Source organism: Rhizobacter sp. P2_H3, from assembly GCF_056403355.1.
In genome coordinates this window covers 1-11,620 of record NZ_JBFUFQ010000188.1, presented here as the reverse complement: position 1 = coordinate 11,620, position 11,620 = coordinate 1, and the positions used below count along the sequence as shown (strand labels likewise).

At 62.7% G+C, this 11,620-nt stretch carries 6 protein-coding genes; 3 read left to right on the top strand and 3 right to left on the bottom strand.

Annotation, left to right across the window (positions count from 1 at the left end; all coding sequences use genetic code 11):
• On the top strand, nucleotides 1–999 hold a 999-nt coding region (locus tag AC1D1T_RS24775; protein WP_477992661.1), incomplete at its 5' end, for a helix-hairpin-helix domain-containing protein.
• Between the two features lie 71 nt (nucleotides 1,000–1,070).
• On the opposite strand, the gene AC1D1T_RS24770 is transcribed toward AC1D1T_RS24775, so the two are convergent.
• Nucleotides 1,071–2,024: a DUF72 domain-containing protein gene (locus AC1D1T_RS24770; RefSeq protein WP_477992660.1), complete on the bottom strand. Its 954-nt coding sequence runs from the start codon at nucleotides 2,022–2,024 to the stop codon at nucleotides 1,071–1,073.
• 59 nt (nucleotides 2,025–2,083) lie between these two features.
• On the opposite strand from AC1D1T_RS24770, the gene AC1D1T_RS24765 reads away from it, so the two are divergent.
• On the top strand, nucleotides 2,084–4,189 hold the full coding sequence (locus AC1D1T_RS24765) for an ATP-dependent helicase (RefSeq protein WP_477992659.1): 2,106 nt from the start codon (nucleotides 2,084–2,086) through the stop codon (nucleotides 4,187–4,189).
• Nucleotides 4,190–4,368: 179 nt separating this feature from the next.
• Here the strand turns inward: AC1D1T_RS24765 and AC1D1T_RS24760 are convergent, their stop codons facing one another.
• Nucleotides 4,369–8,850, bottom strand: a complete 4,482-nt coding sequence (locus tag AC1D1T_RS24760) for an NACHT domain-containing protein (protein WP_477992658.1) — start codon at nucleotides 8,848–8,850, stop codon at nucleotides 4,369–4,371.
• A gap of 14 nt (nucleotides 8,851–8,864) precedes the next feature.
• Nucleotides 8,865–10,052 (bottom strand): AlbA family DNA-binding domain-containing protein, encoded by a 1,188-nt coding sequence (locus tag AC1D1T_RS24755; RefSeq protein WP_477992657.1) that lies wholly within the window; start codon nucleotides 10,050–10,052, stop codon nucleotides 8,865–8,867.
• Between the two features lie 549 nt (nucleotides 10,053–10,601).
• Here AC1D1T_RS24755 and AC1D1T_RS24750 point away from each other — a divergent pair.
• Entirely contained in the window at nucleotides 10,602–11,480 is an 879-nt protein-coding gene (locus AC1D1T_RS24750) for a restriction endonuclease (protein WP_477992656.1), read from the top strand.
• Nucleotides 11,481–11,620 lie beyond the last annotated feature (140 nt).

Below are 11,620 nucleotides of genomic sequence, written 5' to 3'. Positions count from 1 at the left end.
TATGAGAAGGCGTTCGCCGAGCAGATCTTCAAACAGATTCACGGGTTCTCGGAGTACGGCTTTCCGGAGTCACACGCGGGCTCGTTCGCGCTTCTGGTCTACGCGAGCTGCTGGATCAAGCGGCACCATCCCGCGGAGTTCCTTGCGGCGCTGATCAACTCGCAGCCGATGGGGTTCTATTCGCCGTCGCAGCTGATACGCGACGCCAAGGCACACGGCGTCGAGGTGCGTGCACCGGATGTTCTCAGCAGTGATGTCGACTGCACCCTGGAGGATCTTCCGCACCTACCGGCTGTGCGCTTGGGATTGCGGCTGATCGCGGGGTTGGCCTCGGCCTCGGCAGCGCGCATCGTGGCAGCGCGATCGGAAGCTGCATTTGAGAGTGCTGACGATCTTGCGCGGCGGGCCGGTCTGGAAGCTCATGAGATGAAGCTGCTGGCGGCAGCGGATGCGCTCGCCAGCCTGTCTGGCCACCGTCGGCAGCAGGTCTGGGACGCAGCCGCCCTGCGATGCGCCCCGCCGTTGCTGACGGATGCACCGATCGAAGAAGAGCTGCTTGAGCTGCCGGCCGCGCCAGAAGGCGAGGAGATTTTGTTCGACTACGCATCGTTGGGCCTCACGCTGCGCCGGCATCCGTTGGCATTGCTGCGGGAGAGACTGACGCATCGCGGCTTGTCGTCCGCCGCCGATCTCGCGACCGTCCCGAACGGCCGACGCGTGGACTATTGCGGGATCGTCACCCTCCGTCAGCAACCGAGCACCGCGAGCGGAACGATCTTCGTCTCGTTGGAGGACGAGACAGGCACGGTTCAGGCGATCGTCTGGAAGTCCGTGCGAGACCAGCAACGAGATGTGTTGCTTCGGTCCCGGCTCCTGGTCCTCAGGGGCACTTGGCAGCGCGAAGGGGATGTGTGCAATCTCATCGTGAGCAAGCTCGAGGACCTCACTCCGTTGCTAGGGCGCTTGGCCAAATCTACGCACAGTCGAGACTTCCATTGAACGCGCGAATGCTCGATGGTGTATCAAGGCTGTCGAAGACCCTGAGCAGTCCGCGCAGGCGCGACCTCGCGTCATGCAGCTCGGAGCTGCGTGACTTTGCCCGAGGACGGCGTGACCACGTTGGCTCCGTATGCATGCAAGGCCTCGAATAGCTGCCGGCCGTTCGCTTGCGCGAAATCCTCGGCGTTGTTGTTCATGACTACCTGCAGATGCAGGGGCGGCGCATCGAGCGCCGCGATCTGGCCGGCCAAGCCTTCCAGTTCGGCGTCATCGTATTGGTAGTTGAAGCGCCCGGACGACGTGTTGCTCCGCTTGTTCYAGGTGTGCTCGTTGCGCCCGTGCATGCGTACCAAGGCGTGGTCGTCGTGTGTCACCTCCCACACAGCCGGAACGCAGTTTGCAAAGCCCTGGGGCTCGTCGGCGATGGTGTGCACGACCCTGAGCGACCGCTCGAACGCCAGGGTGTCGCGGGTGTTCGCCTCGTTGAACCAGCTGAAGTTTCGGAATTCGAGGCTGACCATGTGCCCCTGCATGCGCTCGACGCAGTGCTCGATGTGCGCCCGGCCAGCGGGGTTGCGCACGATCCAGGGCGCGAACTGGAAGTGCACCAGCCCGAGCCGGCCCGCTTGCCGCAGTGGGGCGATGCCCTCGACGAAGCGTGCCCACAGTGCGTCGCGGAACTCGGGCGGCACGTCGCGGTAGTACAGGATGGACTTGTCTCGCAACGCGGCGGGAAGCGCCTCGCGCACGTCGGCAGGAAGGGCCTGCGGTGAAGTCTGATGCCCGGTGAAGAGCCGGAAGGCCTTCACGTTCATCACGAAGTCCTGCGGCGTGCGCTCGACCCACCGCTGCGCCATGCCGGGCGGCGTCATGGCATAGAAGCTCGAGTCCACCTCGACCAACGTGAACTGAGTCGCGTAGAAGTGCAGGCGCTCCTCGGGACTCATGTGCTCCGACGGGTAGAAGCGCCCCGTGTCGATGAGCGCTGGGTGCGACCAGGATGCAGTGCCGATCCGGATGCTCATGGGGTGGGCGCCAAAAGCTGTTGATTCATACAGTATATGATCGGGCCCGAGATTGAGCCATGGGTGAGCACTCCGTCCTTCCTGAACCGTCGCCAGCGCCCAAGCCTGGAGCGACGAAGGACGTCTTCGCCGACCTCAACGAGCAGCAGCGCGCCGCGGTCGAGCACGGTGTCGGCGACGGGGCGCATCGGGGTCCGTTGCTTGTCATTGCCGGGGCTGGCACCGGCAAGACCAAGACCTTGGCCAGCCGCGTCGCACGCCTGGTACAGACGGGCGCGGATCCACACCGCATCCTCTTGCTGACCTTTGCCCGCCGCGCCGCCGGAGAGATGGGGCAGCGTGTGGGCCGGATGCTTCATCGCCTGCTCGGTTATGGGACGACGCAGGCACCGCCGCACTTCCCGTGGTGTGGCACGTTCCACGGCGTCGGCGCGCGCCTGTTGCGTGACTATGCCGATCGCATCGGCTTGGCACCCAACTTCACCATACTGGACCGCTCGGATGCCGAGGACCTGATTGGCATAGTGCGGCAGGAGCTGGGCTTTGCCGAGACGGTGGAGCGCTTTCCGTTGAAGGCGAGTTGCCTCGCCATCTACTCCCGGGTCGTGAACAGCCAGTCACGGCTGGACGAGGTTCTGCAGACGCACTACCCATGGTGCTTCGGGGCGCACGACGGCCTCAAGCAGCTCTTCAAGGCCTATGCGCAGGCGAAGCACCAGCAGCAGGTGCTCGACTACGACGACCTGTTGCTCTACTGGGTGCACATGCTGGCCGATGCCAGCGTGGCGGAAGACGTCCGGCAGCGCTTCGATCACGTGCTGATCGACGAGTACCAGGACACAAACCGGCTGCAGGGCGCCATCGTGCTCGGCCTCAAGCCGAAGGGCGAGAACCTCACGGTGGTGGGCGACGACGCGCAAGCGATCTACTCGTTCCGTGCCGCGGACGTGGGCAACATCCTCGACTTCCCCGACCAGTTCAACCCGCCAGCTCGCATCGTGGCGCTGGAGCAGAACTACCGCTCCACGCAGCCGATCCTCACGGCGTCCAATGCGGTGATTGGCCTCGCGAAGAAGCGCCACGCCAAGGACCTCTGGTCGAATCAACCCTCGAGCGAAATGCCGCGCATCACGGCCATGCCGGATGAGGCGAGCCAGGCCACATGGGTGGCCGACCAAGTGCTGCTACGGCGGGAGGAGGGCATCCGGCTCATCAAGCAGGCCGTCCTCTTCCGGACATCGAGCCACAGCGCCCCGCTGGAGCTTGAGCTGACCCGCCGCAACATCCCCTTCCGCAAGTTCGGAGGCCTCAAGTTCCTGGAGAGCACGCACATCAAGGACGTGCTGAGCGTCCYGCGCTGGGCACAGAACCCCCGCGGTCGCTTGGCCGGCTTCCGTGTGTCCCAGCTGCTGCCCGGATTCGGACCGGTCAGCGCCGGCAAACTGCTCGACGCGATGGAACGCCAGGCCGACCCGCTCACCGTCATAGAGGACTTCAGACCCCCGAAGGGGGCGGCAGGGGAGTGGACCAAGCTCGCGGTGCTGATCGCCAGCCTGAGTCGCAAGAGCGAGTGGCCGGTCGACCTCGAACGAGCCATCGCGTGGTACCAACCCCACCTCGACCGGCTCCACGATGACGCCGAGGTTCGCCTGGCCGACCTTGAGCAGATGGCACGGATCGCCGAGGGCTACGGTAGCCGCGAACGCTTCTTGACGGAACTGACGCTCGACCCGCCCGAGGCCAGCAGCGATGAATCCGGAGCGCCGCACCTCGACGAGGACTACCTGATCCTCTCAACCATCCATTCGGCCAAGGGGCAGGAATGGAACGCGGTCTACGTGCTCAACGTGGTCGACGGCTGCATGCCCTCGGACATGGCGACGGGACGCGAGGAAGATATCGAAGAAGAGCGGCGCTTGCTCTACGTCGCGATGACTCGCGCCAAGCACCATCTGGCACTCATCACGCCACAGCGCTTCTACGTGCGCCAGCAGAGGCGGGGAGGGGACAGCTACATCAACGCGACGCTGACACGCTTCATTCCAGGCAAGGTGGCCAGGCTGTTCGAGCAGGTAGTGCCCGTCACGGTGCGAGGAGATGCCCGCATCGCTTCCGATGTGCTGAAGGTCGATGTCGGCGCAAAGCTCCGCGCGATGTGGGACTAGTGCGGGCGCGCGGGACCTATCAGCAGCTCGCTTGCGCCAACTTCCGCTCCAGACTGATTGCAGAAGTTCAACAGCGACTGCTTTGTGGTAGTTCAGACCCGGGCAGGGAATCCCGGGGGCGGCACAACTGCAAGTACTGTGCTTAACGTGGCCTCGTAGCTGTCGGCGGACTAGAGCGGCTACGAGACGGCTGCCAGGCACTGTGGCCAGCGATGCTCGGAGTCCACATTTGGGTGCCTTGGCTCGTCGTGCGGCCGCCCGAGCGAAAAGCGGCGTTCCTCGATTGCAAACAATGTCTCAGCAGCCAACGCTGCTGACGGACCTGCGGCCGTGGCCATCTCGAACAGGCCCGTCCGAATGTGGTTGCAGGCGCGTGAATACAGGTGGTGCGTGTTGGGCGATCCTTCAACGGGCTCGCGCTCTTCGAACATGCGTTCAAAAGCGATGGCGCGGGGACCTTTGCCGCCCCGGCCCGTGCGGTCTACAAACTCCAACAAGTAGTCGAGCGCCTTGGTGCCGGGCTCGGGAATCGCTGACACAAGTTCAAACGCGAGTTCTTCTCCCGTCCCCGTGTTCTGCTTTGTGCAGCTGTCCAGAATGTGGTGGAGGACGTCCGGACGGCCTTCGATCAATGGGACGAGCACGCTGGCGACTTGCCGTGCGTCGACATATCCCTTGATGAACTTGAATAGCGAGCCATCCACGGCCAGCTCAAGCAGTTTTGTCGGTCCGTGAGGGTCATCCATCAATGCTCGCAGAGCCTCCTCGGTTCGTTTGAGATCCCCGTTCTGGGTCAGTCGACTCAGCTGCGCCATCGCTGCAGGTGTGTCAATCTCTCGTAGCTTGCGAAGAACCACATAGCTCTGGGCCTTATCGGCCCACTGGTCGACCATGGCGTCGAGAGCGGGAGACGGCAGCTTGGTTTCCGAAACGTAGAAGTGCAGCGCTGCAAGGTCCTCCAAACTGGTGTCTTGCTGGTCAAACCACGCCGTTGACGTAACCCGCTCGGCAAACTGTTGTTGGAGCGCGGCCACTACCCCATCGTCGTCGATGGTCTCACCTTGCGAGACAAGTGCGTTCATCGCGTACGCGAATCGGTCGGGTAGCGCGTCGGTCCGCATGAGACTCTTACGAAGCTCAGGCCACCCGGCCCTCGTTGGCAGATTGGCCAGCGACGTCATGAGCCACCATCGCCGGTAGAACCGGTTCTCCCGTGGACTTACCGCAGCATCTCCACACGCCTCTAGACGGCTCGCAATCTTCAAAGCGAACTCATCGGTAATCTCCTGCAGCTCTTGGTCCCGCTGGCGGAGCACGAAGCCTTCAGCAATACGCTGCCGTCGAGCAGTAGTGTCCAGGCGAGCGTGAAAGCTGTTTCGGGGCCAAGGCAGTATGGCAATCTGTTGCACCACACCGAAGAGCACGTTGCCCTCGTCGTGCGTATCCAGAAGGGGCAGCAGCCGCTTTGCCATCGCGGCGCCCCCTGTCATCGCTGCGCGGGCGAACTCATCGCCGTACGACATTCCAGACGCGGGTCGGTGCTCTTTCACAAGAGAAGCTCTCCACTCAGCCTCCAGCATCAGGCCCTCGAAGATTCTGTCTGCGAAGCGAACCGAGTCCGCCCGGGATAGCAGGAGACACAGCGCGGCTTTGACGCCCGCGGTTTGGGCGCCTTCAGGTTCAGGCAAATCCCAGTACGCATCCAGCAGAACTTGGGCCGCTTCCGGCTGGAGCGTTCGGCGGCGTTGGTCAGGATGGTCCGCGAAGCGYTCGACGAGCCGGGGCTGGACAAGAAGTTCAAGCATCCTGCGTGCTTGCGAGTAGTGCAGTTCGCCTTTACGCGCCAGTGCCGTCGCACAGATGTCCTCAGTACTCGCCGCCCCAAGCACCCGCGAAAGGAACCGCTCAAGGTTCCTAGATTCCGGGTCGGACAGAGAAACATCCAGCCATTCGTCCAGAACGGCTTTGACTTCGGCACTGCTTGCAAGCATGCCGATCCGTGCGGCGTCCACCTTCTCTTCATCGCCGCCCTTGGCACGGGCAAACACCCTGGCGAAGGCGGCGCTCCGTTCTGGTTGCGGCAACGCTTCCAAGTGCGAGGCAACCCAGTCTTGGACTGTTCGGTGTTCCAAGAGCTTCTCCTCCGCGATGGCCTGCAATGCTGCGGGGTCGAACGCTGCAACCAGCTGGATGGTGTTGGTGTCGTCTTGGAGGTGAAAGTGGTCGGACGTCGCCAGCGCCTCCTTGGCCGCGTCAAGTGCAAATCCGCGCTCGTTCATCGGTAGCTCGCGAGCCAACTGCAGCAGCAAGTTCTTGTCGCCACTGACCACGACAAGTCTTTGTACTTCAGCTATCAGTTCTGGCACGCGGTCGTTGTTGCCAACAAAGCGCACCGAATTAAATGCTTCGTGGTCGAGCTTCGTATCGTCGGGCGATGCGAGCCAGGCGTCGAGCGCGGCATCCGAGGCCGGAAATTGCCATGCGAGCGTCGTGATGCCTTGCGCGCGCACGCCCGGGTCAGCGTCGCAGCAAGCGACGTCCTTTAAAAACGAGAGGTTCTCTCGATGGCCGCCAAGTCCCTGAAGCAGGTTGTGCTTTTTCTCCTTTGGCCAGCTACTGAACCGGTTCGTGATGTCGTCGCCAACTGACTTCACGCTCAAGCCGGCTGCGTCATTGATGAGCGCCAAGGCGTCCAAACTGGCTGTAGTTTCAAGTAGCGCCGTGAGCTCGGCTGCGAACACGGGAGACCGGGTCAGAGCCATGCATGCCAGCGCGTGCTTCTTGGCGCTATTCGACGTCGCCGCATGGAGCTGCGCTATGCCTTCGATGAGCTGTGCAAATGGGCCACTTGTCTCTGCTCCCATCTGAACCTCTCCGGCCAACTTGCTGGCGAGCGTCAGGTCGGCACGAATTGCTAGAGCAACCAGCTGCGCTCGCGGCACGACCAATCCATCGGCAACCAACTTCTCCGCGAGCAGGTCGAGCGATTCGGTCCATGCCGGCTGGTTGAATACTTCCCGCACCAGCTCCTGCTGCTGCGCGACGGTTTGCCCTTCCAAGGTGAGCTGCTCGAGCACCCAAGTTGCGGCGAAGAACTCCTGGAACCGTTGATGACAGAACTTCAGGACTTCCGAGTCGCGTTCACGATGCAGAAGGTGGGTATTGCAAAGGGCTTCAACGACCTTCGAAGGTTCAACGTCGCGGCCTTGAACTCGTCCGGATTGCTGCAGCTCTGCAAGGTTGCTCCCAACGACCTGGCGAGCCTCATCCAAATACATTTCCACCTTGCCAGCACCCGTCAGGTAGCGCGCCAACGCTTTTAAGTAGCTCCGGTGCTGGCCATAGAGCGGCGCGTCCTCAAGTGCCGCTTGCCGTTGGTCAGGGGCCTCCAGAATGGGCTGCACGGCTTCCAACAGGCCGTACATCGTCGCTGGCACCTCGTGCCCTCGTTGAGCCAAGAGAATGGCGCTGGACAGGATTAGTGGATTGCGCGCCGTCAGCCGTAGCGGCGTGTCGGTTTGCAGTCGATTGAGCAACCCATTACCCGTCCCGTCGGGAAGGGCTCGCGCGACCAGCGCGCGCTGCCGGTCCCAGTTGAACTCGAGCACGCTGACCACTACGCCAGTGGCGGCAGCGAACGGGCCCTCTGCACGCCGCGACGTGCAAACCACCATCGCGCCCCGATGGTCCGCAAGAAAGTCTTCTGCGCCGGCGATTGCGCGGGCCCTGTCGGCGGCCGCAATTTCATTCCAGCCGTTGAGGAGCAGAGCCGCGCTTCCGTTCATGAGGAGCGACGACAACGCATCCCTATCTATCGCCGCCCGCTGGACACCACGCATGCCCGCAAGGTAGTCCAACAGGGGCTGTTCGGACCTCAGCCAATTGGGGGCCGATGCATACAGAGGAACAGGCATCCCAGGGTTTTGGAGAAGCGCTTCCCCCAGCTCAACGAGGGCAGTCGTCTTCCCGACGCCACCCTCGCCCTCGATGACAATAAGCTTTCGCTCAGGCAGCAGGGCCGCTAGCGACGCCACGTCCAGTCGTTCGTGCGAACCGGCCTCGGCCCCAGTCGCAAACGCGCAGGGAATTCGCTGATCCAACAGCTTGGCGGCCTTTGGAGCTTGCTCAAGAAGTCCTCGTGCCTCGGACCTGAGGGCATCTAGATTGGGAGCGGCAGCCTTCGCCAGGCGCATCTCGCGGTGGTCGGAAGCCATTTCTGCCACCTGCGCAGCCAGGAAATTGGGGGCGCCGGAAACGAAGGTTGCCACGTAGCTCGCGACAGCTTCGATATGCCCATGTGCGAGCTGCGGGACCTCTCCGGTGGCTTGCGAGTACCTCTGAGCGAGGGAGGTGAGGGCGTCATTAACCAGGTTGTGGTTGCCTCCCAACCTGGCCAGCAGGTACTGCGTAAGAACCTCCTGTGTTTTCGCATCAGCCAGCCATTGCCGCAAGGCATCCACCTGCGTCACGGCACTAGGCAGCATTGGCTCGCGGAGCAATTGTTCGATGGCAGCAGTGACTTGCCCTTGCGTGGTGAGCGCACCCAGGGCATCACCCCCCTGCAAGGCTGCGCGGGCGTCCGCCCGTTTGCCGAGGCCTGCCATCTTGTTCATCATCCAATCGGCAGCTTTGCCGAGCGCCGAATCGGCCAACCATTCCAACACTGTGCGCCTCCTTAACCTTGCCAGACGAACCGGCCGTCTTGCTCGACGTATTGATAGCTGCGAAGGAACCCGGATGCCTGCCAGAGCCTATCGAAGGCCGGGCGGAACAGCTCTGCGAGGTCGGCCGCAGGCCAGTCGTTCACAAGGACATCTGGGAGTTGCAGTGCGGTGCGGTCGATGGGGGTCAGCGGGGTGTCTTCCTCGTAGTGCCGGCGAAGCTCTCGGTTGTTGGTCACCACGACCGCACCTTCAGCGCCCACCAGCGCAATACGGACGACCAGTGGGACGTCCAGGGTCAACAGCGCACGGGCTCGTTCGATGAGCGCCCAGACGAAGTTCAGCACCTGGGTCTCCAACGTCTCGGCCGGCACCTCGATGCGACCTTCCCGAGGGTCCGCCACCTTCCACGCGCCTTCAAGCACGCCGGCGTGGTGAACGAGGGTGAAGGCGCGGGTTCTACCCTCGTTGATGGGTGTGTGATGCATTGGGCCTTCGAACGTCATCCGAAAGTCCACCCCACCTTGCGCAAGCGTCGGAATGGGCAGGGCGCCAGCGTTGGCTGCGGGCGCGACATTCAGCATGTCTGCACCGAAGGCTGAGTGGGCCTGGAACACGTGAACCATCACCTTGGGCCCAGGTCGAAGAGCCACCGGGGTGCGGTTGGTCAACACAGCGGCATAGCGTTCAGCAATGAAATCCTCGCGGCGGTCACGTTGTCCTCGAAGCACGTCCACGCGGGTAATCAGCGAGGCGACATCAAGATGGCGATTTGACCGAGACTCCCGGATATGGAACTGCTGGTCAAGCTTGCTGCGATGCAGACCATGCACGGACTGCGGAACGCGAACGACCAGCACGTGACCAGCTCCGTATGCGACTGGCGCAATCTGCACACCGACGATACGCGGGTCGAAGCTGTCGGCAATCATGTTTTGCAGCCTTAGCGTTTCCTGGTCCGGGTCTACGGCAAGAGGAACCACTTGGACGGCCGCGCCGCCGACTTCTCGCACGCCGATGACGATGTCGCCACCGCGGGTGTTCGCAAATGCGCACACGTCAGCCGCGAACTTCTTCTTGTCCGCATCCGTACCGCCGACGGTAGCCTGCTTGAAGTCGAGCTGGTTGCCTTCCTGGACCTGGTCGGCAACCAAGCGGTCGAAGTCCTCGGGAAGCAACTGGGTTATGGCTTTCGGAATCATCAAGAGTACTTTCTCGGCACACCCAAGAGCCTGGGTTGCCTCAACGGTGTAACCACCTGGCGCCGCTCCTTACTTCACTGCCTTGGCGGCCCACATTCCCAGCTTGACGGCGTACTGCTTCAACCATGCCGCGTAGGCACACCTTGCGGGCAGGGCGGCCGTCACCGAATGCATTCTCGCCTGTGGAACCGGCTGACATATCGTTGTGGCATGCCTCTTCCGTCCCGCACGCAGGAAGTCAAGAAGGTCCTCCCGCGGGCATACGCGAGGACCGGTAGCGTGGCTTCCGTTGCGGCCTTTGCCTCCGACATAGGCTATGCATCTACGTCGTCGGCTTTCCCGATAACGGAGGCTCTGGTGTCCGATGCCGCGAGCAGGTTCGTTGCCCGCTGAACTCAAACATTGAACGGCAGCTTTCGGGCGTCGCGTTCGATGAATCGGAAGACTGCAACCGCTGCATAGCTGTCTTTTCAGTGCCCGACGTGCCGAGCGATGCCCGACTTGATCGGCGTCTGATACAACATCAAAACAGCAAGGGGAGAGCAGGGGATGGCGAGACGCAAGAAGACGAGTCCTGCTGAGGACATCATGGACCTCGTTGCGATGCTGCCGTGGTGGGCGGGGGTGACGTTGGGGGTGATCAGCTACATGCTGCTTCACGGCGTTGCATCCCAGGCGGTTGTCCGCACAGCCCAGCCTGGGCAAGTGAGCGCGATGGTCGCCCAAACCCTTTGGAAGACGTTGGCCAGCATTGGCCAGTACGTGCTGCCCGCTCTCTGCCTGGCTGGGGCGGGCATGTCGGCCTGGCGGCGCAAGGAGCGAAAGAACCTCGTCATTGACGTGATGCAAAGCGAGGCGAGCGATGCTTTGGATGGCATGAGCTGGCGCGAGTTCGAGATGTTGGTAGGTGAAGGCTTCCGGTTGCAGGGCTACCAAGTTGGCGAAACTGGTGGCGGCGGTGCGGATGGTGGTGTGGATCTTGTTCTCAGGAAGACCGGCGAGACCAGTGGCGAGAAGTTCCTCGTACAGTGCAAGCAGTGGCGCGCTCTCAAGGTGGGCGTGGAGGTCGTGCGCGAGCTGTACGGCGTGATGGCGGCGAGGGGTGCCACAGGTGGGTTTGTGGTGACCTCGGGGCGGTTCACCGAGGCGGCAGTGAGTTTTGCGAGCGGCCGCAACGTGACGCTGATCAATGGGGAGAAGCTTCGAGGGCTCCTTCGAGATRCCAAGGCCGCAGTCAATCGTTCAACTTCACGGCCTGCGGCAGCCCCAGCTGTGACGCCCAATGCCGCGCCGAGTCAGGCGTCAAACTGCCCGGTTTGCACCAAGCCGATGGTCAGGCGGACCGCGAAGCGTGGCGCGAATGCCGGCGGTGAGTTCTGGGGCTGCAGCGGTTATCCAGCCTGTCGCGGCACGAGACCGATCGGTTGATGCAGACTGCGATGTTCGGCAGGTTCGCCCCCCTCCGCATCACTGCGCTCGACGACACAAATCTCAAGGAAGACGGTGGTCGAGCGGTGTCGGTACACGCGACGGTATTTTCTCTAAGAGGGTGGTGCCGGCCACCTCTC

Coding starts and splice junctions, on each gene's coding strand:
- AC1D1T_RS24755 (WP_477992657.1), bottom strand. CDS start 10,052: ATGATTCCGAAAGCCATAACCCAGTTGCTTCCCGAGGACTTCGACCGC.